The following is a 24,351-nucleotide window of genomic DNA, read 5'->3' as shown; positions in this document are numbered from 1 at the left end:
GTGACCGGTAACATTTGGGCTTGAGTGGTCTGACAAGCTCTCCCATAGTGTCAGGCAAGACGGCGCGAAGCCGCCGTGATTGAATGCTGGGGAAACGCAAGGATGACCACCACCCTTACCCGCCGCACGCTGGGCGTCAGCTTGGCGGCTCTCGGCGCCGCCATGGCCCCGGTGGTCCGCGCCGCGCCCAAGGCTGCAGGCGACAAGCCGCTCTACAAGGACCCCGCCCAGCCGGTCGAGGCGCGGGTCAAGGACCTGCTGGGGCGGATGACCCTGGAGGAGAAGGCCGCCCAGCTGATCGGCATCTGGCTGACCAAGGCCGCGATCCAGACGCCGGAGGGCGACTTCTCGCCCGAGACCGCGTCGAAGAACTTCCCCAACGGCCTGGGCCAGATCTCGCGTCCCACGGACCGCAAGGGCCTCAAGCCGACCAAGGAGGTCAACGCCGCCGCCGGGGCCGACGACGGCTCGGTGGGCCGCAACGCCCCGCAGACCGCCCGCTACACCAACGCCGCCCAGAAGTGGGCGGTGGAGAAGACCCGCCTGGGCATTCCGATGCTGATGCACGACGAGGCCCTGCACGGCTATGTCGCCCGCGATGCGACGAGCTTCCCGCAGGCCATCGCCCTGGCCTCGACCTTCGATACGGACCTCGTGGAGCAGGTGTTCTCGACCGCCGCCAAGGAGATGCGGGCCCGCGGCTCGAACATCGCCCTGGCCCCCGTGGTCGACGTGGCCCGCGATCCGCGCTGGGGCCGCATCGAGGAGACCTATGGCGAGGACCCGCACGTCTGCGCCGAGATGGGCCTGGCCGCCATCCGCGGCTTCCAGGGCAGGACCCTGCCGCTGGCGCCCGACAAGGTGTTCGTCACCCTCAAGCACATGACCGGCCACGGCCAGCCTGAGAACGGCACCAATGTCGGCCCGGCCCAGATCGCCGAGCGCACCCTGCGCGAGAACTTCTTCCCGCCGTTCGAACGGGCGGTGAAGGAGCTGCCCGTTCGCTCGGTCATGCCCAGCTACAACGAGATCGACGGGGTGCCCTCGCACGCCAACCGCTGGCTGCTGACCGACGTGCTGCGCGGCGAGTGGGGCTATCAGGGCGCGACGATGAGCGACTACTTCGCCATCAAGGAGCTGATCAGCCGCCACAAGCTGACCGACCAGGTCGCCGACACGGCTGTGATGGCCATGCACGCCGGCGTCGATGTCGAACTGCCGGACGGCGAAGCCTATGTGTTGCTGCCGCAGCTGGTGCGGGCCGGGCGCATCCCGGAGGCCGAGGTCGACGCGGCCGTGGCGCGGGTGCTGCGGATCAAGTTCGAGGGTGGCTTCTTCGAAAATCCGTATACGGATGAAAAGACGGCCGACGCAAAAACGGCGACGCCGCAAGCCGTCGCCCTGGCCCGCGAAGCCGCCCGCAAGGCGGTGGTGCTGCTGAAGAACGACAAGGGCCTGCTGCCGCTGGACGGCAAGAAGGTCAAGCGTCTGGCGCTCTTGGGAACTCACGCCAAGGACACCCCGATCGGCGGCTATTCCGACGAGCCGCGCCACGTGGTCTCGATGCTGGAGGGCCTGACCGCCGAAGCCAAGGCCCAGGGCTTCGCCCTCGACTACGCCGAGGCCGTGCGGATCACCGAAAAGCGCGTCTGGGCCGCCGACGAGGTCAAGCTGGTCGATCCGGCGGTGAACGCCAAACTCATCGCCGAAGCGGTCGAGGTGGCGAAAAAGGCCGACGTGGTCGTCATGGTGCTGGGCGACAACGAACAGACCAGCCGCGAGGCCTGGGCCGACCATCACCTGGGCGACCGCGACAGCCTCGATCTCGTCGGCCAGCAGAACGATCTGGCCCAGGCGATCTTCGCCCTGGGCAAGCCGACGGTGGTTTTCCTGCTCAACGGCCGGCCGCTGTCGGTGAACCTGCTGGCGCAGAAGGCCGACGCCCTGGTCGAGGGCTGGTACCTGGGCCAGGAGACGGGCAACGCCGCCGCCGACGTGCTGTTCGGCCGCGCAAATCCGGGCGGCAAGCTGCCGGTCAGCATCGCCCGCGACGTCGGCCAGCTGCCGATCTACTACAACCGCAAGCCTACCGCCCGCCGCGGCTATCTGTTCGACCGCGAAACCAGCCCGCTCTATCCGTTCGGCTTCGGCCTTTCCTATACGACCTTCGACATCGGCGCGCCGCGCCTGTCCAAGGCCCGCATCGGCCAAGGCGAGAGCACGACGGTGTCGGTGGACATGACCAACACCGGCAAGGTCGCCGGCGACGAGGTGGTGCAGCTCTACATCCACGACGAAGCGGCGTCGGTGACCCGTCCGGTGCTGGAGTTGAAGCACTTCAGGCGCGTGACCCTGGCGCCGGGCGAGACCAAGACGGTGACCTTCGAGGTGGGGCCGTCGGATCTGTGGATGTGGAACCTTGAGATGAAGCGGGTGGTCGAGCCGGGGGATTTCCAGGTCCTGGTGGGGCCGAATTCGGTGGACCTGAAGGCGGTGAAGCTGACGGTGGTTTAGCCGTCGCCAATAAAAGATCGTCATCCCGGAAAGCGCGAAGCGCTTATCCGGGACCCAGGGGCCAAGCGCAGTGCGGCCGCCCCTGGGTCCCGGCTCTCCGCTTCGCTGCGGCCGGGATGACGAGGAGATGTGAGGGCGCAGCGCTCTCCTGAAAGAAACGAACGAGCCGTCTCAGGCGGCCGCGAGGGAGTATCCGCATGCGCCGTGTCGCGCCGATCCTGCTGGCCGCCGTGATGGCCACGCCCGCCGCCGCCGAGGCGCCGCTGCTCAACGGCCTGTTCGCCGACCACGCGGTGGTGCAGCGCGACCGCCCCCTGCCGGTGTTCGGCCGCGCCAAGCCGGGCGAGGCGGTGACGATCACCCTCGGCGACAAGACCGCCACAGCGACGGCCGGTCCCGACGGCGCCTGGCGCGCCGACCTGCCGGCCTTCGCGGCGGGCGGTCCCTACACCCTGCAGGCCAAGGCCGCTTCGGGCGCGACCCAGACGGTGAGCGACGTGCTGGTCGGCGACGTCTGGCTGTGCTCGGGCCAGTCGAACATGGAGCTGCCGGTCGAGCGCGGGAACAACAGCTGGTCGGAGATCCGCTCGGCCAACGACGACGGCCTGCGCATGGCCTATGTCGACCACGCCGACAGCCGCACGCCTCTGACCGCCTTCTCCAAGCCGCCGGCCTGGAAGGCCGCCAAGCCCGAGGCCGTCGGGTCGTTCTCGGCCGCCTGCTACTACATGGCCCGCGAACTGCGGAAGACCGATAAGACGCCGCTGGGCCTCGTGCACGCCTCGTGGGGCGGCTCGGCGATCGAGGCCTGGATGAGCCCGGCCGCCCTGCGCAGGGCCGGCAACTACGAGGACGGCCTGACCACCCTGGAGCTGTCGCTGAAGGACCGTCCGGCCGCCGACCGCCGCTGGGGCGAAACGATCAAGGCCTGGTGGAGCCTGCGCCACAGCGGCGCGGACGGCGGCCCCTGGCTCGGCGACGGCGCCTGGACGGCCGCGCCCAAGGGCCTGGGCGTCTGGGAAAGCTGGGGCGTGCCGGCCCTGGCCGCCTTCGACGGCGTGGTGTGGTTCGAGACCTCGGTCACCCTGACGGCGGCCCAGGCGAAGGGCGCGGCCAGCCTCGAGATCGGCATGGTCGACGAGGTCGACACCACCTTCGTCAACGGCGTCGGCATCGGCTCGACCTCGGGGGCGGGCACGGTGCGGGTCTATCCGCTGGCGGCGGGCAGCCTGAAGGCCGGGGCCAACCGCATCGTCGTCTCGGCCTTTGACAGCTACGCCAACGGCGGCATGTATGGCGACGCGCCCCGCGCTCTGGTGCTGGCCGACGGAACGCGGATTCCGCTGGACGCCTGGCGCTACCAGATCGAGCCCAAGGCCAGCGGCGAGCCGCCGCGCGCGCCGTGGGATACGCTGTCGGGCCTGTCTACCCTCTACAACGGGATGCTGGCGCCGATGGGGCCGTGGGCCTTCAAGGGCCTGGCCTGGTACCAGGGCGAGACCAACGCCGGCCGGCCGCAGACCTATCAAGCGCTGCTCACGCAGTTCCTGGCCGAGCGCCGCGCCGGACAGGCCGCCGACATGCCGGCCCTGGTGGTGCAGCTGGCCAACTACGGCAAGCCGCAGCTGGCGCCGGAAGACTCCTGGTGGGCGCAGCTGCGCGAGGCCCAGCGCCTGGCCGTCGCCAAGGACGGCCATGCCGCCGTCGCCGTGATCACCGACATCGGCGATCCGTCCGACATCCACCCCACCAACAAGCAGGACGTCGGAAAGCGCCTGGCCCGGGGCGCGCGCCGTCTGGCGGGGCAGGCCGTGACCAACGGCCCGTCGCCGGTCTCGGCCCGTCGGGTCGGCGATGCGGTGGAGGTGAGGTTCGAGCAGGTGGCCGACCGCCTGGCGGCGCGCGGCTCCGACCGCGCCATCGGCTTCGAACTGTGCGAGGGCGGCGCCTGTCGCTTCGCCGACGCGAGGGTGGAGAGCGACCGGGCGATCGTCACGATCCCGGCTGGTCTTGCGCCAACCAAGGTGCGCTTCGCCTGGGCCGACGCCCCCACCTTCAACGTCTTCGACCTGTCGGGCCTGCCGCTTGGGCCGTTCGAGCTGGCGGTGACGCAATGAACCTCGCGGGACTGCGCACGGCCGCCTCCGCCCTGGCCCTGGCCGCCGCCGTGGCGCTGGCGGCGCCCGTCGTCGCGCACGCGGCCCAGCCTGCGGCCGTCTCGGCGACGCCCGTGGCCGGCGGCTTCCCGCTGATCGAGGGCGGCAAGCCCGCGCGGGTCGAGGCCGACGTCACCGACTGGCCCGGCGTGCTGCGCGCCGTGCAGGGCCTGCGCGGCGACCTTTCCAAGCTTTCCGGCGGAGGCCAGCCTGCCAAGGACGCGCCGCTGGTCATCGTCGGCACCCTGGGCAAAAGCGCCCAGATCGACGCCCTGGTGGCGGCCGGCAAGCTCGACGTCTCCAACCTGAAGGGCCGATGGGAAGGCTTCGTCCAGCAGGTGGTCGAGAACCCGCGTCCCGGCGTCGCCCGCGCCCTGGTCATCGCCGGGGCCGACAAGCGCGGGACGATCTTCGGCGCCTACGACCTGTCCGAACGCGCCGGGGTCTCGCCCTGGAGCTGGTGGGCCGACGTGCCCGTGCCGGTGCGCCGCGACCTGTCCGTCGCGCCGGGCGCGAACCTGCAGGCGCCGAAGGTCAAGTACCGGGGCATCTTCCTCAACGACGAGAACCCGGCCCTCTACGGCTGGGCCAACGCCAAGTTCGGCGGCTTCAACCACGGCTTCTACGAGCGGGTCTACGAGCTGATCCTGCGGCTGAAGGGCGACTATCTGTGGCCAGCCATGTGGGGCAAGTCGCTCTATGACGACGACCCGCTGAACGCCGTGCTGGCCGAAGAGATGGGCGTGGTGATCGGCGCCTCGCACCACGAGCCGATGATGCGCTACCACGTCGAGTGGGAGCGCTACGGCCAGGGGCCGTGGGACTATTCGAAGAACCCCGAGGTGCTGCGCCGTTTCTGGCGCGAGGGGATCGAGCGGATGGGGTCCAACGAGAGCCTGGTCACGGTGGGCATGCGCGGCGACGGCGACGAGCCGATGACCCAAGGCACCGCCACCCGCCTGCTGGAAACCATCGTCGCCGACCAGCGCCGGATCATCGGCGAGGTCACCGGCAAGGATCCCTCCGCCACCCCGCAGGTCTGGGCCCTCTACAAGGAGGTGCAGGACTATTACGACGCGGGCATGCGGGTTCCCGACGACGTGACCCTGCTGTTCGCCGACGACAACTGGGGCAACATCCGCCGGCTGCCGAAACCCGGCGAGACGCGGCCGGGCGGCTACGGCGTCTACTACCACTTCGACTATGTGGGCGGGCCGCGGAACTACAAGTGGCTCAACACCAACCAGGTCGAGCGCACCTGGGAGCAGATGCGGCGCGCCAATGATGCCGGCGCCGACCGGCTGTGGATCGTCAATGTCGGCGACCTGAAGCCTATGGAACTGCCGACCGAGTTCTTCCTCGACATGGCCTGGGATCCCGCCGCCATGCCGGTCGAGAAGCTCTCGACCTACACCCGCGACTGGGCGGCGGCGCAGTTCGGGGCCGAGCGGGCGGGCGAGATCGCCGCCCTGCTGGACGGCTACACCAAGCTCAACGCCCGGCGGAAGCCCGAGCTGATCGACGGGACGACCTTTAGCCTGGTGAACTTCCGCGAGGCCGAGCGGGTGGAGGCCGAGTGGGGCGAGCTGGAGCGTCGGGCCGAGGCCGTGCGCAAGACCCTGCCCAAGGCCCAGGACGACGCCTTCTTCCAGCTGGTCTGGTTCCCGATCGCGGCCTCGGCCAACTTCAACCGGCTCTACATCGCCGTCGGCCGCAACCGGCTCTATGCCGAACAGGGGCGCAGCGCGGCGGCCGCGCAGGCCGATCGGGTCGAGGCCCTGTTCGCGCGAGACGCCGAGTTGACGCGCCAGCACGACGCCATCGCCGACGGCAAGTGGGTCCACATGATGGATCAGACCCACATCGGCTACAGCGGCTGGCAACAGCCCGACCGCAACATCCTGCCGGACCTCGCGCGTCCCGCCGTGGTGCACGGGGCGGTGACGGGCGTCGCCGTCGAGGGGCGCGAAGCGTCGGTGGACGGGGCGGCCGACCTGCCGCCGCTGACCCGCTGGGGCGCGGCCTCGCGCTGGATCGACGTGTTCAATCGCGGCCCGGCGCAGATTTCCTTCGAGGCGACCTCGGGCGCTTCCTGGCTGAAGGTCGCGCGCGGCGAGGCCGGTCCAGGCGGCGATACGCGGCTGGAGGTGTCGGTCGACTGGGACAAGGCGCCCAAGGGCCGTCATCGCGTGCCGATCACCCTGAAGGGGACCGCCGCCGAGGCCGTCGTGATCACGGCGGTGGTCGACAATCCCGCCCGCAAGCCGGCCAAGGGCGCCTTCGTCGAGGCTGGCGGACCGCTGGCTATCGAGGCCGCGCACTACGCCAAGGCGACGTCGGCGAGCGGCGTCGGCTGGACGGTGATCCCCAATCTCGGCCGCACCCTGTCGGGCGTGACCACCTCGCCGACCACGGCCCCGGCCAGCGAGCCGGGCAAGGGGCCGGTGCTGGACTATCTGGTGGACTTCGAGGCGGCGGGGCCGGTGGATCTGTCGGTCCTCGTTTCGCCGGGCCTGGACGTCACGGGCGGCGTCGGCCCGCGCTTCGCCGTGTCGATCGACGACGGCGCGCCGGTGGTGATCAACACCATTCCCGACCCGTCGGAGAAGGCCTGGGACAAGGCGGTGGCGGATAACATCCGTACACTGACGACATCGCTGGCGGTTCCCTCGGCGGGCGCGCATCGGGTGCGGCTGTGGCGGGTGGATCCGGGCGTGGTGTTCCAGCGGCTGGTGATTTCGCGCGGAGCGGTTCCTGAGAGCTATCTCGGACCGCCGGAGGGAACGCGGGCAAACTAGCAAGGAACCTCCCCCTCTGGGGGAGGTGATCGCGAAGCGATCGGTGGGGGGAGTTCTTGCGAAGCCAGCCTCCACTTCGGAAGCTGAAAACGCCCCCCCACCGGCCTTCGGCCGCCTCCCCCAGAGGGGGAGGTTCCTAGTTCGTCAGCGAAAACTCCACCGGCGCGTCCATCTCGATCCGATCCCCCTTCACCGTATGCGGCGGCGCGGGGAACGGATCAGACCGGGCGACCATGGCGCGGACCTCGGCGTCGAGCAGGGGGTGGCCGGTGGGACCGGTGAGGCGGCATTCCAGCACGTGGCCGGCGCGGTCGATGACGAAGGTGACCTGGGCTGTGCCCTGCTGTTTCCGCATGCGGGCGGCCTTGGGATAGGTCTTGTGGGCCTCCAGCCAGGCCCGGACGCGGGCGGCGTAGCTGCTGGAGGAGCCGACATGGGCCTGCACGCTGTCGGCGTCGCGCTGGCCAGCGGGCGGCTTGGCGGCGCTGGCCTCCATGGCGCGGGCGGCGGCCGGCACGGCGGCCTGGGCAGCGGCGGGGGCGGCCTGGCGCGGGGCCTCGGACGGCGGAGTGGGGGAGGGCGGCGCCGGCTTCGGCGCGGCGGTCGTCAGCCAGCCGTCGGGACGCGGCGGCAGCGGCTTGGGCGTCGGCTTTTCCGGCTGGGCCGGCTGCGGCGGCGTCGGCTCGCTCACCGGCGTCGGGGCCGGATCGGCGTCGGGCGAGGCCGCGTTGTCGGTCTGGTCGAGGGCCGGATCGCCCAGCGAGATCAGCATGGCCGTCTCGTCCATCACGGCGAGAACCGGCTTCTGCTCCCACTGGATCACGGCAAGGCCAAGGACGCCGTTGATCATCAACGACGCCCCCGTCGCCCAGGCTCGAACGTGCCAGGGCGTCTTCATCATTAGAACGTCTTGCCGAGGGTCAGCTTGAACGTCCGGCCTTCGGCGTCCAGCGACAGCAGGTGGCGCTGGAAGGTCTTGTCGAACAGGTTGTCGACGCCGGCCTGGACCTCGAGCCCTTGCAGGAGACCGTCCTGCGGCTTCCAGGTCAGGAACAGGTTGTGGACGGCGTAGCCGGGCGTCGCCAGCGAGGTGGAGGTCACGTGGTTCTGGGCGTCGGCGAACTCGCCGCGCCAGCCGGCCGTCAGGTTCTGGGTCGGGAAGACATAGCCCAGGGTCAGGTTCAGGGTGTCGGCCGGGATGGTGTTGAGATAGGCGCCGGTCTGGCGGTTCTCGCCGTCGATCACCGACACCGAGCCGCGGGCGAAGAACTGCTTGGCGCCGTACTCGGCCTCGACCTCGACGCCCGAATAGCGCGCCTCGCCGACATTGATGAAGTAGCTCGAGGTCGAGGTGCCGCGCGTGATCAGGTTCTTCACGTCGTTGCGGAAGACGGTGGTCTTGAACCGGAACTGGTCGCCCTGGCCGAACAAGTCGCGGAACTGCAGCGTGCCGCCGACCTCGATGTTGTCGGACTCCTCGGGCTTGAGGTTCAGGCTGTAGTTGGTCGAGGCCGTCGCGGTGCGGCTGTAGATCTCGTCCAGCACCGGCATGCGCACGGTGTGGGCGACCGAGCCGAACACCGAGGCCCATTCGGTCAGGCTGTAGAGGGCGGCGATCTTGGGCGAGACGCCGTTGTCCTTGACCACCGTGGTGGTGGTGACGCCTTCGCCCGGCTGCAGCTTGGTCCAGTCGACGCGGACGCCGGGGATCAGGGTCAGCTTGCCGAGCACGACCTCGCCCTGGGCGAACAGGCCGTACTTCTCCATGTCGCCTTCGGGGTGGGTGGCCGCGCCGTGGTTGACGCCCGTGGCGGTGCGGCGCGGGTTGCGACGTTCCTGCTTGTAGGCCTGGGCGCCGACGGTCAGGAAGGCGACGTTGTCGCCGCCGAGGCTGAACTCCGAGACGTTCTGGGCGCGGCCCTGCAGGGTCTTGTACGAGAACTCCGACTCCAGCACGCCCGACAGGAAGGTCGTGTCGGTCTGGTTGACCTTGGTGTTGGCGTAGGAGACCTGGGCGGCGACGTCGAACAGCTTGCTGCCGTCGAAGTCGTTGTTGTAGCCGATCACCGCGGTGTCGTCGGTGGTCTTGCGGCGCACCGGCGTCGTGGCCAGGGCTTCGGACTGGTCGTAGATCTGGGTGCTGTCGTTCTTCCAGTTCTGGTACGAGGCCCAGACGTTGTGGCCCTTGGCCCCGCCGATGAAGTAGCGGCCCTTGAGCAGGTAGCTGTCGGAGCTGGCTTCCGAGGCCGCGACCTCGACGCCGTCGCCGTTCTCGTAATTGTCGCTGCGGCGGCTGGTGTACATGCCCAGCAGCTCGGTGTTGGCGGTCGGCTTCAGGGCCAGGATGCCCGAGCCGAAGCGGGCGTTGGCGTTGCTCTCGACACCGCCGCGCAGGCGCACGGCGAAGCGGTCGCCGTCCTTCAGGAAGTCGCCGGCGTCCTTGCTGGTGAAATTGACCACACCGGCCAGGGCGCCCGCGCCGTAGAGGGTGGACGAGGCCGGGCCGCGCAGCACTTCGACGCGCTTGTAGAGCTCCGGATCGCTGAAGAACGAGCCCATCCGGTACTGCTCGTAGAACTTCGTGACGCCGTCGATCTGCATCAGGATGCGGCTGTCGCTGTCGGCCAGGCCCGTGCCCATGCCGCGGATGTTGAAGCCTTGGCCAAGCGCGCCGACGCCGCCCATGGTGTTGACGCCGGGGATGCCGGCCAGCAGGTCGCCGATGGTCGAGGCCTGGGCCTGGTCGATGGCCTCCTGGTCGATCGTGGTCACGGCCTGGGGCGTATCGATCGCCACCTTCTCCTGGCCGGCCGAGACGACGACCTTGCCCAGCGACAGCTTGCTGGCGGTCGCGGTGGTCTCTTCCGAGCTTTCGGTCGTTTGGCCGTGGGCGAGGCCGACGAGGACGAGGTTGGCGACGCCGGCCAGCAACAGGCCGCGCGTCCGGTTGGACAGGCGCATGGAATATCCCCAAAATAAGCGAATAAGAATCATTCGCAGACTATGGGCGAGCGACTCCCGACAGAGCGCCTCGCCGAACGGCGATGCTTCTGGTCCCCTTTTCGCCTAAATGCAAGTGACTCTCAGTAGCGAGTGATTGCGGGTCGTTTGGCGCATAGTGGCCGGCGGCCGCGGCGAAGCCCTCAACGGACCTCGCCGGGTCCGTTGAGGTGACTGGCGCGCTGTCTAGGCCGAGACCGCGGCTGTCATGTGGGGATAGTCGGTGTAGCCGCGAGCATCGCCGCCGAAATAGGTCATCCGGTCCGCCGCGTTGAGGGCGGCCCCCGTCTTCAGGCGCTCCACGAAGTCGGGATTGGCCAGGACCATCTGGCCATAGGCTTCCAGGTCGGCCAGGCCGGAAGCGATGTCCGCGCCGATCTCCTCGCGAGGACGGCCAGGACGGTTCAGGATCAGCGTGCGCGTCCAGAGCCTGCGGATGTCGGCCAGCAGGGCGTCGTCGCCCTGGTGCATCAGGTGCACGTAGGCCAGGCCGAGCTTGTCGAGTTCCGCGACCAGATGCCGGTAGAGGTCAGGCCCTTCGGCGCCCTCGTCGATGCCCCACATGGCCGTGCCGGGCGACAGGCGGATGGCGGTGCGGTCGGCGCCGATCTCTTCGGCGATAGCGGTCGCGACCTCCACGGCGAAGCGAGCGCGATTTTCGATCGAGCCGCCGTACTGGTCGGTGCGGACATTGGCGCTGGGCGCGAAGAACTGCTGCACCAGATAGGCGTTGGCCCCGTGGATCTCGACGCCGTCGGCGCCGGCCTCGATGGCGCGGCGCGCGGCGAACCGGAAGTCCGAGACGGTCTGGCGCACCTCCTCGGTGCTCAGAGCGCGCGGCGTCGGAATGTCCTGCGGCCCGGTCGCGGTGAACATCGGTGCGCCCGGGGCGATGGCGGACGGGGCGACGCCTTGCCGGTGATGCGGCGTGTTGTCGGGGTGCGACATGCGCCCGGCGTGCATCAGCTGGATGAAGATCCGGCTCCCCTTGGCGTGCACCGCGTCGGTGACCGCCTTCCAGCCTTCGACCTGGGCGTCGCTGTAGATCCCCGGGGTGGTCAGGTAGCCCTGGCCGTCGTCCGAAGGCTGCGTTCCCTCGGTGACGATCAGGCCGACGCCGGCGCGCTGGGCATAGTAGAGGGCCGCCAGGGCGCCGGGTACGCCGGCGGCGTCGGCTCGAGAGCGGGTCATCGGCGCCATGACCAGGCGGTTGGCGAGATCGAACCGGCCCATGCGGACCGGGGTGAAGAGGGGGCTCATCGAAGGCTCCTTGTTGTCGAGGGCCACAGATGGCAAAGGGATGCTTTGGCGCAAAGTCGCTGAAATGGAATTGATTGATCCATTATTGGAGCAATAGATGAGCCGCCTCGACGACATGGCGCTGTTCGTGGAGGTGATGAAAGCGCGGAGCTTCCGGGGCGCGGCGGCGAGCCTGGACATGCCCAACTCGACCCTCTCGCGACGCATATCGATGCTGGAAAGGTCGATCGGGCTGCGGTTGCTGAACCGGACCACCCGCTCCATCGAACCGACCGAGGCGGGTCAGATCTATTTCGAACGCGCGTCCAGGATCGTGGACGAAGCCCGCATCGCCCACGAAGAGCTCGGCGAGATGGTCGCCCGCCCGGTCGGAACGCTGCGTGTCTCCCTGCCGGTGGATTTCGCGACCACCTGGCTGGCTCCGCTCCTACCGGAGTTCGCCAGCCAGTATCCCGGACTGGACTTCGATCTCGACCTCACCCCGCGCAATGTCGATCTCGTCGTCGAACCCTTCGACCTCGCGATCCGTATGGCCCAGCCCGAAGGCGGCGGGCTGATCGCTCGCGTGATCGGCCGCCTCACGCCGTTTCTGTATGCATCTCCCGGCTATCTGGAACGACACGGTCAGCCGTCGCATCCCGCCGAGCTGGAGGGTCATGCCTGCCTGACCATGCCGGGCCGCGACGTCTGGCGGCTGCATGCGGACGGCGAAGCCGTGGACGCGCCGGCGTCAAGCCGGTTCCGGGCCAACAGCGTCGCCCTTCTGAGGCGGTTGGCCCTGCAGGACATGGGCGTCCTGTTCGTTCCGGAACGGGTGATCGCCGATGATGTCGCCAGCGGCCGGGTCGTCCGGATCCTGCCTGGTTGGCAAGGCCCGCCCGCATCGATCTACGCGATCACGGCGACCAGGCTGATCCCGGCCAGAACCCAGCGGTTCATCGACTTTCTCAGGCAGAAACTGCGAGAGGATGCGGAATCGAGTTGATCGCCTGGCCTGTCCCTACGGCTTCTTCCCGCCGAACTTGAAGATCCCGAGCCCCAGGGCGATGCCGAGCAGCAGTCCGATCGCCATGTTGTGGATGACGGCGCCGAAGATCACGCCGACGATCAGTCCCATGGGCAGGCCCAGCGCTCCGATCTTGTTCATCTAGGATCCTTGAAAATCGGGTTGGGAGGGGAGCGGCGGACGCCTAGGCGCCCGGCCATTCGGCGAGCATGTCGGCCAGCACGTCGAGGGGCATGGTGCCGGCGGTCAGGCCGGCGTCGTGGAAGCTCTTCAGGCTGAAGCGCGCGCCCAGGCGCTGCTCGGCGCGGGCGCGGCTGTCGGTCCAGGTGCGCCAGCCCAGCATGTAGCTCGACGCTTGGCCGGGCTGGACGCAGTAGCGCTCGACCTCGCGGGTGACCGAGGTCTCGGCGTCGCCCAGGGTGTCGGACATGTAGGCGATGGCCTGCTCGCGGCTCCAGCGCTTGGCGTGGATGCCGGAGTCGAGCACCAGGCGGCTGGCGCGAAACAGCATCGAGGCGACATAGCCCAGTTGGCCCAGCGGATCGTCCTTGTAGGCCCCCATCTCGTCGGCCAACTGCTCGGCATAGAGCGCCCAGCCCTCCGAATAGCCCGAGAAGATCGGCAGGCGACGCAGGGTGGGGATGCCCGGGGCCTCCATCATCAGGGCGTTCTGCAGGTGGTGGCCGGGGATCGCCTCGTGGAACACCAGGGTCGGCAGGTCGAAGCGCGGCTGCTCGGCCATGTCGCGCAGGTTGATCGAGAACAGGCCGGGCCGCGAGCCGTCCAGGCTGGGCGGGGTGTAGTAGGCGCCGGGCGCGCCGGCCTCGATGGACGGCGGGATGCGCTGGATCTTCACCCCGGCCTTGGGCAGGCGGCCGAACCAGGCGGGGAGGCGCTCGCGCATGGCCGCGACCTTGGTCTCCAGGTCGGCCAGCAGGGCCGCGCGGCCGGCGTCGTCGTTGGGATAGAGGTTGGCCGGGTCGCGGCGCAGGGCGGCGATGCGGGCGCCGACCGAGCCCTTGGTCAGGCCCCGGGCCTTGAGGATGGCGTCGGCGCGGGCGGAGAAGCGGGCCACGAGATCGAGGCCCAGGCGATGGATCTCGTCGCCGGCCAGGTCGGTGGTCGTCGCCGCGCGCACGGCGAAGCGGTAATAGGCCTCGCCGCCCGGCAGCCGCCAGACGCCGGCGTCGTGGGGCGCGGTCGGCAGGGCGGCGCTCAGCAGCTGCGCCTGGCGACGCAGGGCGGGATAGACCTCGGCCTCGACGATTTTGCTCGCCCGCGTCTCCCAGTCGCCGGCGATCGCCTTGGCGGAAGTACGTCGGGTCAGGCCGACCACCAGTTCCGACGCGGCCGGGGCGGGGGCGAGCATGGCGGAGAACTGCGAGAGGGTGGTGCGCAGCACGAAGTCGGGCGGCGTCGCGCCCTTGGCGAAGTCGGCGCGGGCCCGGGTGGTCTCCTGGTCGAGCAGCACGGCGAAGGCCGACAGGCGCGAAAGATAGGCCTGCGCGTCGGCGGCGTCGTTGACCGGATGGGTGTCGGCCAGGAAGCCCGGCACGCTGCGATAGGCGCCGGTCAGCTGCGAGATCACATAGGGTGCGGCCACCCCGACGTCGGGATTGCCGTACGGCGTGTCGAAGCTCTGCAGGGTGGTGTCGGCCATGTAGGCGGCCGAGCGGTAGTTGACGCGGTCCATGCCGGTCAGGGCCTTGGCGTCGAAGGTCGCCAGGTTCTTGCGCAGGTCTTCGAAGATCTGGCGGGTGCGCAGCAGGCCGGCGGGCGAGCGGTCGTCCAGCTTGCCGCGGGCGGCGGCGTTGGGTCCGGCGTCCAGGCCCGTCATCGTCATCAGCTGCGGCGAGTCGAGCATCGCCTTCCGGATCAGCTGTTCGAGAATGGCGGAGAGGCGTTCGCCCTCCGTCTGCTTGGCGGCCTCCTGGGCTAGGGCGGGCAGGGGCGCCGCGACGAGGGCGGCTGCGGACAGCATGAAGGAACGACGGTTCGCCATGCTCCGGTTGTAGCGCGCCTTACGTTTCGCGCCAGGGGTGAAGCTCGGGAAGGCGACCTTGCGGCCGCCTTCCCGCAGAGCCTTACGGCCGCAGCAGCACCTTGCCGGTCTTGCCCGGGGTCAGCGAGGCCTTCACGGCGTCCGACACCTGGTCGAGGCCATAGACGCCGTCGGTCGGCAGCTTCAGCTTGCCGGTCGCCACCTGGGTCAGCAGTTCGCCGATCAGCTTGCGGCGCAGGTCCGGCGCCATGGTCGCCGAGACGGTCGAACCCCAGAAGCCCTTCACGGTCAGCTGCTTGAAGATCACCGCGCCCGACGAGATCTGCATCGGCTCGCCGGTCATCGAACCGAACGAGACCAGCAGGCCGTTCTCGCCCAGCAGGTCGGCCATGTCGCCCGAGGCGGTTCCGCCGATCGAGTCGACGGCGGCCTTGATCGGCGCGCCGCCGGTGAGCTCGGCGACCTTCTTCTTCCAGTCGGCGTCGGCGGTCGAGACGGCGTTGTCGATGCCCAGCTCGGCCAGTTCGGCCACGCCGGCGTCGCGGCGCACGAGGTTGACGACATTGACGCCGCGGGCCTTGGCCAGCATGGCCAGGGTCTTGCCGACCGCGCCGTTGGCGGTGTTCTGGGCGACCCAGTCGCCCTCTGTGACGCCGAGCGACTCAAGGAGCGTGATGGCGCTGAACGGCATGGCGATCAGCTGGGCGGCGGCCTCGTCGGGGATGGCGTCGGGCACGGGCACGAGGCCGGCGGCCGAGGCGATGAAGAACTCGGCCCAGCTGCCGTGCACGCCGGCCACGGCGAAGCGCTGGCCGACCAGGGCGGCGTCCACCCCGTCGCCCACGGCGTCGACGATCCCCACCGCCTCGCTGCCGCCGATGGCGGGCAGGGCGGGCTTGTAGCCGTAGTTGCCGCGCACGGTCCAAAGGTCGTGGTTGTGGATCGGCGACAGCAGGGTGCGGATGCGGACCTTGCCGGGGCCGGGCTCGGGGATCGGGCTGTCGGCCAGGACCAGGACTTCGGCCGGGTCGCCGAACACGTCGTGGATCGCGCTGCGCATGGGGGTCTTCCTTCTTGCTTCTTGTCGTTGGGGGGGGGGCGGCTCAGGCGGCCGCGAGCATGGTTTCGGTGGTGGCCAGCGCCTCGCGCAGCGGGTCCTGGTCCTTGGAAAGCTTGGCCAGGATGGCCGCGCCCAGCCACAGGGCGTACATCGCCCGGGCCGTGGCGACCGGATCGCCGGCGCCGGGCAGGGAGCCGTCGTCGCGGCCCTCGACGATGACGGCGGCGATGCGGCGCACCAGGCGCTCGACGCCGGTGTTGAGGATCAGCCGCATGTCTTCGGAGAGGTCGGAGATCTCGGCCGCCAGCTTCACCACCAAGCAACGGTCGGCCATGCCGCAGGCCGCGTCGGTGTCCAGCCAGACGGCCCAATAGGCCATCAGTTTGTCGCGACCGCTGGCGGCGGTGTCGAACAGGCCGGCGAGCTTGGTCCCGTACTCGGCGCAATAGTCGTCCAGCAGGGCGCAGCCGAACGCCTCCTTGGAGGCGAAGTAGTAATAGAACGAGCCCTTCGGCACGCCGCTGGCGTCCAGCAGCTCCTTCAGCCCCATGCCGCCGAAACCCTGGCGCAAGACGAGCTCGCGGCCGGTGGCGAGGATGTGCTCGCGGGTGAGTTCGGACTTCTTGCGGGCGGCGGTCATGAGAGCTGTATGGCAAATAATAGACCGGTCGTCTAGTTTTTGCATTTTTGATCCCAGCTCCCTTTGATCGTCATCCCGGCCGAAGGGCTGCGCAGCAGGCCGTAGAGCCGGGACCCAGGGGGACTGGATGCAGCGGTTAGGTTCGCCACCCCAGCTGTGGCCAGCGCGTTGCATGTGGCCCCTGGGTCCCGGCTCTCCGCTTCGCTACGGCCGGGATGACGAGCTTTGTTGGGTGAAGGGTAGCGCCTACCCCGCCCCCACCAGCCGCAGCATCTCCCGCAAGGTCGGCGTGTCGTCGTCGCGGCGCCAGGCCAGCCCCGTCTCCAATGTCGGCGGGTCGCGCACCTCGACATAGGCCACGCCAGCCCGCGCCAGGTTGCGCAGCGAGGCCGGCACCAGGGCCACGCCCAGGCCAGCCGAGACCAGGCTGATGATGGTCTGCATCTGGATGGCCTCCTGCACGATGTGCGCCGGCCGGCCCAGGCGGGCGAAGTAGCCGGTGACGAGGTCGTGGAAAGCGGGGGCCACCGTCCTTGGAAACAGGATCAGCGGCGCATCGACGATGGCCTCCGGCACGAGCACCCCGTCCTCGACCGCCAGCCGGCCGTCCGCGATCCAGGCGGCGGGGGCGGCGGCGACCAGGGGCTCGGAGACCAGACGCTGGTAGGCCAGGGGCTCGGGCAGGGCGCGGTCCGACGGCGGGATGATGATGCCGGCGTGGCGCTCGCCGGCGAGGATGGCGGGGATCTGCACGTCGCTGGTCGCCTCGACCAGGCGGATCTCGACGTCCGGATAGGCCCGCGAATAGCGGCTGACCAGGTCGGGCAGCACGCTGTAGTCGGCGGTGCTGACGAAGGACAGCGACAAGAGGCCCGTCTGGCCGTCGCGCAGTCGCCGGGCGGTGGTCGGCAGTTCGTCCACGGCCGCCAGGGCGGCCAGCACGTCCGGCAGCCAGGCCTCGCCGAGAGGGCTGAGGCGCACGCTGCGCTTGGAGCGCACGAACAGCGGCGCGCCCAGGGTCCTTTCCAGCGCCATGATCGACTGGCTGAGCGGTGGCTGGGTCATGCCCAGGCGCTCGGCCGCGCGGCCGAAGTGCAGGGTCTCGGCGACGGCCGCGAAGTGGCGCAGCGGGCGGATGTCCATTTAATATCCCTGGCGACCTAATATCGCCGTTCTAATATATTTTGAAAGCGTGCGGCAGGGGCGTAATAACCCCACAGCCGACACTGAGATTTTCCCATGCCTCCCTATCGCTCACGCACCTCCACCCACGGCCGCAACATGGCCGGCGCCCGCGGCCTGTGGCGCGCCACCGGCATGAAGGACAGCGATTTCGGCAAGCCGATCATCGCGGTCGCCAACAGCTTCACCCAGTTCGTTCCGGGTCACGTGCACCTGAAGGACCTGGGCCAGCTGGTCGCTCGTGAGATCGAGGCGGCCGGCGGCGTGGCCAAGGAATTCAACACCATCGCCGTCGACGACGGCATCGCCATGGGCCACGGCGGCATGCTGTATTCGCTGCCCAGCCGCGAACTGATCGCCGATGCGGTCGAGTACATGGTTAACGCCCACTGCGCCGACGCGATCGTCTGCATCTCCAACTGCGACAAGATCACGCCGGGCATGCTGATGGCCGCCATGCGCCTGAACATCCCGGTGGTCTTCGTCTCGGGCGGGCCGATGGAAGCCGGCAAGGTGCAGATCAAGGGCGCGATCCGCTCGCTGGATCTGGTCGACGCCATGGTCGTGGCCGCCGACGACAAGTACACGGACGAGGAAGTCGAGGCGATCGAGAAGGCCGCCTGCCCGACCTGCGGCTCGTGCTCGGGCATGTTCACCGCCAACTCGATGAACTGCCTGACCGAAGCGCTCGGCCTGTCGCTGCCCGGTAACGGCTCGGTCCTGGCCACCCACGCCGATCGCGAAGCTTTGTTCAAGGAAGCCGGCCGCCTGATCGTCGACTTGTGCCAACGCTGGTACGAGCAGGACGACGCCACGGCCCTGCCGCGCGGCATCGCCACCCGGGCGGCGTTCGAGAACGCCATGAGCCTGGACATCGCCATGGGCGGCTCGACCAACACCGTGCTGCACCTGCTGGCCGCCGCCAGCGAGGGCGGGGTCGAGTTCTCGATGGCCGACATCGACCGCCTGTCGCGCCGCGTGCCCTGCCTGTCGAAGGTGGCCCCGGCCAAGAGCGACGTGCACATGGAGGACGTCCACCGCGCCGGCGGCGTTCCCGCCATCCTGGGCGAGCTGGAAAAGGGCGGCCTGATCGACGCCAGCCAGCCCACCGTCCACGCCGCGACCATGGCCGAATCCCTGGCCCGCTGGGACATCGGCCGCACCAACAGCGGCACGGCCCAGGAGTTCTTCCGCGCCGCCCCGGGCGGCAAGCCGACCCAGATCGCCTTCAGCCAGGCCGCGCGCTGGGAAGAGCTGGACCTCGATCGCGAGAAGGGCGTCATCCGCTCGGTCGAGCACCCGTTCTCCAAGGACGGCGGCCTCGCCGTGCTGTTCGGCAACCTGGCCCCGGAAGGCTGCATCGTGAAGACGGCCGGGGTCGACGAGTCGATCCTGACCTTCCGCGGCACGGCCCGCGTGTTCGAGAGCCAGGAAGACGCCGTCAGCGGCATCCTGGGCGGCAAGGTCACGGCCGGCGAGGTCGTGGTCATCCGCTACGAAGGGCCCAAGGGCGGTCCGGGCATGCAGGAGATGCTGTACCCGACCACCTATCTGAAATCGAAGGGCCTGGGCGCGGCCTGCGCCCTGATCACCGACGGCCGCTTCTCGGGCGGCACCTCGGGCCTGTCGATCGGCCACGTCTCGCCGGAAGCCGGCGAGGGCGGCCTGATCGCCCTGGTCGAGACCGGCGACAGCATCCTGATCGACATCCCCAACCGCGGCATCCAGCTGGAAGTCTCCGACGCGGTGCTGGCCGAGCGCCACGCCGCCCAGCTGGCCCGCGGCAAGGACGCCTGGAAGCCGAAGGACCGCAAGCGCGAGGTCTCTCCGGCCCTGCGCGCCTATGCGGCCATGACCACCAACGCCGCGCGCGGCGCGGTGCGGGACGTGAGCCAGGTCGAGCGGGGGTAATCCTGCTCTGGCGGGCGAGGTGATTGGCCTCGCCCAACGCCCTTAGCCCGTCATCCCGGCCGTAGCGTAGCGAAGAGCCGGGACCCAGGGGACCGGGCGCGGCGACTGGGTTCGCAGCCTCTCGCTGTCACAGACGCACTGCGTTGGCCCCTGGGTCCCGGATAACGGCTTCGCCGTTTCCGGGATGACGAACTGTGGGGGGTGTGGGGAAGCCTAGATCGCCACCCGCTTCGCGATCGCGTCGCGTCGGGCGCTGGTTTCCTGCTGCGCCCGTTCGACCGCTTCGGTCTCCGTCGCATGCAGCAGGTGTTCAATCACCCGTTCCAGGTGGTCGCGCATGGCCTGGCGGGCGGCGGCGGGGTCGCGGGCCTTCAGGGCGTCGACGACGCGGCGGTGCTCGGCGATGCGCGGCTCCAGCCCCATGCCCCGGGCGCGGGTCAGGATGTTGCGGGCCAGGGGCGAGCGGTTGCGCCAGTCCCACAGGTTCTCGATCGTGGCGATGATCGCGCCGTTGCCGGTGGCGCCGGCGATCACGAGGTGGAACTCGCGGTCGGCGTCCTCGCCCCGGATCTCCTCCTCCTCATGCATGCGCTCGAGCAGGCTTTCCAGCTGGGCGATCTGCTCCTCGGTGATCGAGGTGGCGGCGAGCGCCGCGGCCTCGCCCTCGAACAGTCGGCGGGCCTCGATCAGCTCGAAGGCGCCGATTTCGGTTTCCCGCTCGGCCGGCTGGGGCGCGATGGGGCGCACGTCGCCGGTGACATAGATGCCCAGGCCGTGGCGGGCTTCGATCATGCCCAGCATTTCCAGGGCGATCATCGCCTCGCGCAGGGTGGGGCGGGAGACGCCGAACTGCTCGGCCAGTTCGCGCTCGGTCGGCAGGCGGTCGCCCAGCTTGTACTGGCCCGCCTCGATGGCGTCGGCCACGGTGTCCGCGATCTTGCGGTAGAGCTTGACGTTGTCCGACATGGGGTCCTGGAATCGACGCGCGGAACCTTGAGGTTCACACCGATACCATAACCCTTGTCGGACGCTCGGGCTATTTGGTCTGACAAGATCGCGGCGGCGATCTCACCAATTGGGCTACCAATCGTGCATCGAGCCGTCTTCGCGGCGGGCGACCGGCAGATAGGCGCGGCTGTAGGGATATTTCGCCGCCAGGGCCTCGTCGATGTCGACCCCCAGGCCCGGCGCCTCGCCCGGATGCAGCATGCCGTCCTCGAAGCTGTAAGCGTGGGGGAACACAGCGTCGGTTTCCGGCGTGTGGCGCATGTATTCCTGGATCCCGAAATTGGGGATCGACAGGTCGAAGTGCAGGGCCGCGGCCATGCAGACGGGCGAGAGATCGGTGGCCCCGTGGCAGCCGGTGCGCACGCCGTGCATGTCGGCGAAGGCGGCCACGCGGCGCAGGTGGGTGATGCCGCCGGCGTGCACCACGGTGGCGCGGATGTAGTCGATCAGCTGTTCCTCGATCAGCTGCTTGCAGTCCCAGATCGAGTTGAAGATCTCGCCGACGGCCAGCGGCGTCGTGGTGTGCTGGCGGATCAGGCGGAAGTTGGCCTGGTTCTCGGCCGGGGTGGCGTCCTCCATCCAGAACGGGCGGTAGGGCTCCAGGTCCTTGCCCAGCCGGCCGGCCTCGATAGGCGTCAGGCGATGGTGCACGTCGTGCAGCAGGTGGACGTCCCAGCCCAGTTTCTCGCGCGCCGCCTCGAACAGCGGCGGCACGCTGCGCAGGTATTTCTCGGTCGACCAGACGCTCTCGCTGGGCAGGTCGGCGTCGGCCGGCTCGTAGAAGAAGCGGTCCTTGGAGACGCCATAGACGGTCTTCAGCCCCGGCACGCCCGACTGCAGGCGGATGGCCTTGTAGCCCTGCTCGGCATAGACGGCGGCGTTGTCGAGGGTCTCCTCGATGCTGGCCCCGTTGGCGTGGCCGTAGACCATGACGCCGGTGCGGCAGGCCCCGCCCAGCAGCTGGTAGAGCGGCAGGTTCGCGATCTTGGCCTTGATGTCCCACAGGGCCATGTCGACCGCCGCGATGGCCGACATGGTCACCGGCCCGCGGCGCCAGTAGGCGCCCTTGTAGAGGTACTGCCAGATGTCCTCGATCTGATGGGCGTCGCGGCCGATCAGGCAGGGGATGACGTGGTCGTTGAGGTAGCTGGCCACCGCCAGTTCGCGTCCGTTCAGGGTGGCGTCGCCGATCCCGTGGACGCCGTCGCTGGTCTCGATCTTCAGGGTGACGAAGTTGCGCCCGGGACAGGTGACGATGACCCTGGCGGCGGTGATCTTCGGCATCGGCGTCCTTCCGCGGCGGCGCCGGTACGCGGCGACATGTCTTCCCACCATCCCGTTTAAACGGGGCAGGGTGGTTGTCAATCTAATGGTCAGACCAATTTGCCGGCAAAGACTCGACCACGATGAGGCGCGCGGCGGACGGGCGCCTCACAAAAGGGCGCCCATATCGGTCCAAATAATATCGATACATAAGTGTTGACATATTTTCGACCCAGACCCCAGCCTGGGCGTCGACCCGCCATCAGAGCGGGCGTGACCATGCATGCACTGGGGACCTGCTATGCGTACCGACCTGAAGATCCTGCTTTCCACGGCGGCGCTCGCCGCCCTGGCCGCGCCGCTGGGGGCGGCCGCCCAGACCTCGGCTCCGACGCCCGCGCCGGCCGCCGACGAGACGGTCGAGGAGATCGTCGTCACCGCGCTGAAGCGCTCGACCACCCTCCAGACCACGCCGATGGCCATCAGCGCCGTCACCGGCGACAGCCTGCAGAAGATCGGCGCCACCGGCCTGCAGGACTATTTCCGCGCGGTGCCGGGCGTGAACCTGACCCAGGGGCAGCTTGGCCAGAGCCGCGTGACCATCCGCGGCGTGCAGGGCTCGGGCGAGGCCACCACGGGCCTCTATTACGACGAGACCTCGATCACCGGCCCCTCGGGCACCACCCAGGACCCGGCCAACAACGCCGCCGACCTCAACCTGTTCGACGTCGAGCGGGTGGAAGTGCTGCGCGGCCCGCAGGGCACTCTGTATGGCGGCGGCTCGATGGGCGGCACCATCCGGGTGATCTATTCCAAGCCCGACAGCACGGAGTTCAGCGCCTCGATGGAGGCCCAGGCCACCACCACCAAGGGCGGCTCGCAGGGCTCGTACCTGAAGGCCATGGGCAATATCCCGCTGATCGAGGGCAAGCTGGCCGCCCGCATCGTCGCCTATACCGAGGACCGCCCCGGCTATGTCGACAACGTCAAGACCGGCGCCAAGAACATCAACGACAGCCACGCCGACGGTTACCGCGCCATGCTGGGCTTCACGCCCACCGACGACATCTCGCTGGTCGTCACCAAGATCCACCAGAACTCGTCGGCCGACGACCTGCAGGGCTGGTACGACCGCCTGGGCGACTACAAGACCGACAGCGTCGTGAAGCTGCCACTGAACACCGAGATGGACCTGACCAGCGTCACCGGCAAATGGTCGAGCCCGATCGGCGAGCTGACCGCGTCGAGCGCCTACTACAAGTACGACATGCTGCGGACGATCGACTTCACCCCGCAGTACAAGCCCTATATCGGCAGCGCCTACGGCGTGATCGGCTACCAGCCGGCCTATCTGGGCGCCTGGAACCACGAGGTGCGGCTGTCGTCGAAGGGCGAGGGCCAGCTGCAGTGGACGGTCGGCGGCTACATGGAGCTGCGCAAGGACCACATCGACAGCAACACGGTGCTGACCAGCCTGTCGACGGGCCTGCCCTACAGCCCGATGCAGTACGTGCAGGGCCGCTACGTCAACACCAACGTCAAGCAGACCGCCGAGTTCGGCGAACTGACCTGGACGCCGCCGCAGGTCGAGGGCCTGTCGCTGACGGTGGGCGCGCGCCACTACGACTACACCAAGACCACCGGCAGCGCCGGCACCCAGCGCAACCTGCTGACCGGCGCCGCGCCAGCCGCCTATTCCGAGCAGACCGCCGAAGCCTCGGGCTGGGTCTACAAGTTCAACGCCAGCTACAAGATCACCTCGGACATCATGGCCTACGCCACGGCGTCGGAAGGCTTCCGTCCGGGCGGCGCCAACAACGTGCCGGGCCTGAACAGCAAGCTCGTGGTCTACAATCCCGACAGCCTGTGGAACTACGAGGCGGGCCTGAAGACGACCTGGCTGGGCGGCAAGCTGACCGCCAACACGGCCGTCTACCGCATCGACTGGAAGAACCGCCAGACCAGCGCCATCACCGCCGACGGCCTCTATTCCTTCATCACCAACGCCGGCGCGGCGCGGATCCAGGGCGTCGAGCTGGAGGTCTCGGCCCGTCCGATCCATGGCCTCTCGCTGAACGGTTCGGTGGGCTACACCAAGGCCGAGCTGACCGAGGATCAGGCTAACGCCAACATCCTGGTCGACGGCTCGACCGGCAAGAAGGGCGACCGCATCGCCAACGTGCCCGACTGGACGGCCGCGGCCTCGGCCCAATACACGTGGCCGCTGCCGGTGGCGGGCCTCAACGGCCTGGTGCGCGCCGACTACGCCTATACCGGCGACATGGTCTCCACCTTCCGCCCGACCTACGTCTACTACGACAAGTTCGGCGGCTTCAGCACGGTGAACCTGCGGGCCGGGGTCGAGGGCGAGGGCTGGGGCGTCTACGCCTTCGTCAGCAACCTCACCGACGCCGAGGGGATCATGAACAAGAACAGCAACGTCGGGTACCAGGACCTGCTTTATGGATTGACCCCGCGCACCGTCGGGGTGAACGCCCGTAGGAAGTTCTGATCGATCTCCAAGGTCGTCATCCCGGAAGCCTCGTAGAGG

Annotated in this window: 16 protein-coding genes and 1 pseudogene; 6 read left to right on the top strand and 11 right to left on the bottom strand. The window is 69.1% G+C overall.

Annotated elements, in window-relative coordinates; all coding sequences use genetic code 11:
• The first annotated feature begins 102 nt into the window (after window positions 1–102).
• On the top strand, window positions 103–2,514 hold the full coding sequence (locus tag AC07NS_RS23985; RefSeq protein WP_494607370.1) for a glycoside hydrolase family 3 N-terminal domain-containing protein: 2,412 nt from the start codon (window positions 103–105) through the stop codon (window positions 2,512–2,514).
• A 46-nt stretch (window positions 2,515–2,560) separates the two neighbouring features.
• Here AC07NS_RS23985 and AC07NS_RS23980 read toward each other — a convergent pair.
• Window positions 2,561–2,633 (bottom strand): annotated as a pseudogene (locus AC07NS_RS23980) (hypothetical protein); the annotation flags it as partial.
• Window positions 2,634–2,711: 78 nt separating this feature from the next.
• On the opposite strand from AC07NS_RS23980, the gene AC07NS_RS23975 reads away from it, so the two are divergent.
• On the top strand, window positions 2,712–4,631 hold the full coding sequence (locus tag AC07NS_RS23975; protein ID WP_494607368.1) for a sialate O-acetylesterase: 1,920 nt from the start codon (window positions 2,712–2,714) through the stop codon (window positions 4,629–4,631).
• Window positions 4,628–7,468: a glycosyl hydrolase 115 family protein gene (locus AC07NS_RS23970; protein WP_494607366.1), complete on the top strand. Its 2,841-nt coding sequence runs from the start codon at window positions 4,628–4,630 to the stop codon at window positions 7,466–7,468. Before AC07NS_RS23975 ends, AC07NS_RS23970 begins: the two co-directional genes overlap by 4 nt.
• Before the next feature lie 136 nt (window positions 7,469–7,604).
• Here AC07NS_RS23970 and AC07NS_RS23965 read toward each other — a convergent pair whose 3' ends face one another.
• From AC07NS_RS23965 to AC07NS_RS23955, 3 genes are all read right to left on the bottom strand, one after another.
• Window positions 7,605–8,318, bottom strand: a complete 714-nt coding sequence (locus AC07NS_RS23965) for an energy transducer TonB (protein WP_494607364.1) — start codon at window positions 8,316–8,318, stop codon at window positions 7,605–7,607.
• Between the two features lie 50 nt (window positions 8,319–8,368).
• Window positions 8,369–10,429, bottom strand: coding sequence for a TonB-dependent receptor domain-containing protein (locus AC07NS_RS23960; protein ID WP_494607362.1), 2,061 nt, complete (start codon window positions 10,427–10,429; stop codon window positions 8,369–8,371).
• 225 nt (window positions 10,430–10,654) lie between these two features.
• Window positions 10,655–11,728, bottom strand: coding sequence for an alkene reductase (locus AC07NS_RS23955; RefSeq protein WP_494607360.1), 1,074 nt, complete (start codon window positions 11,726–11,728; stop codon window positions 10,655–10,657).
• A 97-nt stretch (window positions 11,729–11,825) separates the two neighbouring features.
• Between AC07NS_RS23955 and AC07NS_RS23950 the strand changes: the two genes are divergently transcribed.
• On the top strand, window positions 11,826–12,713 hold the full coding sequence (locus tag AC07NS_RS23950) for a LysR family transcriptional regulator (protein ID WP_494607358.1): 888 nt from the start codon (window positions 11,826–11,828) through the stop codon (window positions 12,711–12,713).
• Window positions 12,714–12,728: 15 nt separating this feature from the next.
• Here AC07NS_RS23950 and AC07NS_RS23945 read toward each other — a convergent pair whose 3' ends face one another.
• From AC07NS_RS23945 to AC07NS_RS23925, 5 genes are all read right to left on the bottom strand, one after another.
• A complete protein-coding gene (locus AC07NS_RS23945) occupies window positions 12,729–12,875 on the bottom strand; it encodes a hypothetical protein (RefSeq protein ID WP_494607356.1) in 147 nt (48 codons plus the stop codon).
• A 43-nt stretch (window positions 12,876–12,918) separates the two neighbouring features.
• On the bottom strand, window positions 12,919–14,715 hold the full coding sequence (locus tag AC07NS_RS23940; protein ID WP_494607354.1) for a DUF885 domain-containing protein: 1,797 nt from the start codon (window positions 14,713–14,715) through the stop codon (window positions 12,919–12,921).
• Window positions 14,716–14,818: 103 nt separating this feature from the next.
• On the bottom strand, window positions 14,819–15,796 hold the full coding sequence (locus AC07NS_RS23935; protein ID WP_494607352.1) for a zinc-binding dehydrogenase: 978 nt from the start codon (window positions 15,794–15,796) through the stop codon (window positions 14,819–14,821).
• Window positions 15,797–15,839: 43 nt separating this feature from the next.
• Complete coding sequence (locus tag AC07NS_RS23930) at window positions 15,840–16,436, bottom strand: TetR/AcrR family transcriptional regulator (RefSeq protein ID WP_494607350.1); 597 nt, start codon at window positions 16,434–16,436, stop codon at window positions 15,840–15,842.
• A 246-nt stretch (window positions 16,437–16,682) separates the two neighbouring features.
• Window positions 16,683–17,579, bottom strand: coding sequence for a LysR family transcriptional regulator (locus tag AC07NS_RS23925; protein ID WP_494607348.1), 897 nt, complete (start codon window positions 17,577–17,579; stop codon window positions 16,683–16,685).
• A 96-nt stretch (window positions 17,580–17,675) separates the two neighbouring features.
• Here AC07NS_RS23925 and ilvD point away from each other — a divergent pair, with 96 nt between their 5' ends.
• Window positions 17,676–19,529 (top strand): dihydroxy-acid dehydratase, encoded by a 1,854-nt coding sequence (ilvD, locus tag AC07NS_RS23920; protein ID WP_494607346.1) that lies wholly within the window; start codon window positions 17,676–17,678, stop codon window positions 19,527–19,529.
• Window positions 19,530–19,742: 213 nt separating this feature from the next.
• Here ilvD and AC07NS_RS23915 read toward each other — a convergent pair whose 3' ends face one another.
• Both AC07NS_RS23915 and manD read right to left on the bottom strand, forming a co-directional pair.
• A complete protein-coding gene (locus AC07NS_RS23915) occupies window positions 19,743–20,495 on the bottom strand; it encodes a FadR/GntR family transcriptional regulator (protein WP_494607344.1) in 753 nt (250 codons plus the stop codon).
• Between the two features lie 114 nt (window positions 20,496–20,609).
• A complete protein-coding gene (manD, locus tag AC07NS_RS23910; protein ID WP_494607342.1) occupies window positions 20,610–21,821 on the bottom strand; it encodes a D-mannonate dehydratase ManD in 1,212 nt (403 codons plus the stop codon).
• A 280-nt stretch (window positions 21,822–22,101) separates the two neighbouring features.
• Between manD and AC07NS_RS23905 the strand changes: the two genes are divergently transcribed.
• Window positions 22,102–24,312: a TonB-dependent receptor gene (locus AC07NS_RS23905; RefSeq protein ID WP_494607341.1), complete on the top strand. Its 2,211-nt coding sequence runs from the start codon at window positions 22,102–22,104 to the stop codon at window positions 24,310–24,312.
• Window positions 24,313–24,351: the final 39 nt, after the last annotated feature.

The organism is Caulobacter sp. GW821-FHT10A10 (genome assembly GCF_059415745.1).
The sequence above is the reverse complement of the archived record's forward strand: the minus strand, read 5'-3'. Positions and strand labels throughout refer to the sequence as shown.

Excerpts from the sequence above, each read along its gene's own strand:
- ilvD (WP_494607346.1), top strand. The coding sequence starts at position 17,676 with ATGCCTCCCTATCGCTCACGCACCTCCACCCACGGCCGCAACATGGCC.
- AC07NS_RS23965 (WP_494607364.1), bottom strand. The coding sequence starts at position 8,318 with ATGATCAACGGCGTCCTTGGCCTTGCCGTGATCCAGTGGGAGCAGAAG.
- AC07NS_RS23960 (WP_494607362.1), bottom strand. The coding sequence starts at position 10,429 with ATGCGCCTGTCCAACCGGACGCGCGGCCTGTTGCTGGCCGGCGTCGCC.
- AC07NS_RS23925 (WP_494607348.1), bottom strand. The coding sequence starts at position 17,579 with ATGGACATCCGCCCGCTGCGCCACTTCGCGGCCGTCGCCGAGACCCTG.
- AC07NS_RS23945 (WP_494607356.1), bottom strand. The coding sequence starts at position 12,875 with ATGAACAAGATCGGAGCGCTGGGCCTGCCCATGGGACTGATCGTCGGC.
- AC07NS_RS23935 (WP_494607352.1), bottom strand. The coding sequence starts at position 15,796 with ATGCGCAGCGCGATCCACGACGTGTTCGGCGACCCGGCCGAAGTCCTG.
- manD (WP_494607342.1), bottom strand. The coding sequence starts at position 21,821 with ATGCCGAAGATCACCGCCGCCAGGGTCATCGTCACCTGTCCCGGGCGC.
- AC07NS_RS23930 (WP_494607350.1), bottom strand. The coding sequence starts at position 16,436 with ATGACCGCCGCCCGCAAGAAGTCCGAACTCACCCGCGAGCACATCCTC.
- AC07NS_RS23905 (WP_494607341.1), top strand. The coding sequence starts at position 22,102 with ATGCGTACCGACCTGAAGATCCTGCTTTCCACGGCGGCGCTCGCCGCC.
- AC07NS_RS23955 (WP_494607360.1), bottom strand. The coding sequence starts at position 11,728 with ATGAGCCCCCTCTTCACCCCGGTCCGCATGGGCCGGTTCGATCTCGCC.
- AC07NS_RS23975 (WP_494607368.1), top strand. The coding sequence starts at position 2,712 with ATGCGCCGTGTCGCGCCGATCCTGCTGGCCGCCGTGATGGCCACGCCC.
- AC07NS_RS23915 (WP_494607344.1), bottom strand. The coding sequence starts at position 20,495 with ATGTCGGACAACGTCAAGCTCTACCGCAAGATCGCGGACACCGTGGCC.
- AC07NS_RS23970 (WP_494607366.1), top strand. The coding sequence starts at position 4,628 with ATGAACCTCGCGGGACTGCGCACGGCCGCCTCCGCCCTGGCCCTGGCC.
- AC07NS_RS23950 (WP_494607358.1), top strand. The coding sequence starts at position 11,826 with ATGAGCCGCCTCGACGACATGGCGCTGTTCGTGGAGGTGATGAAAGCG.
- AC07NS_RS23985 (WP_494607370.1), top strand. The coding sequence starts at position 103 with ATGACCACCACCCTTACCCGCCGCACGCTGGGCGTCAGCTTGGCGGCT.
- AC07NS_RS23940 (WP_494607354.1), bottom strand. The coding sequence starts at position 14,715 with ATGCTGTCCGCAGCCGCCCTCGTCGCGGCGCCCCTGCCCGCCCTAGCC.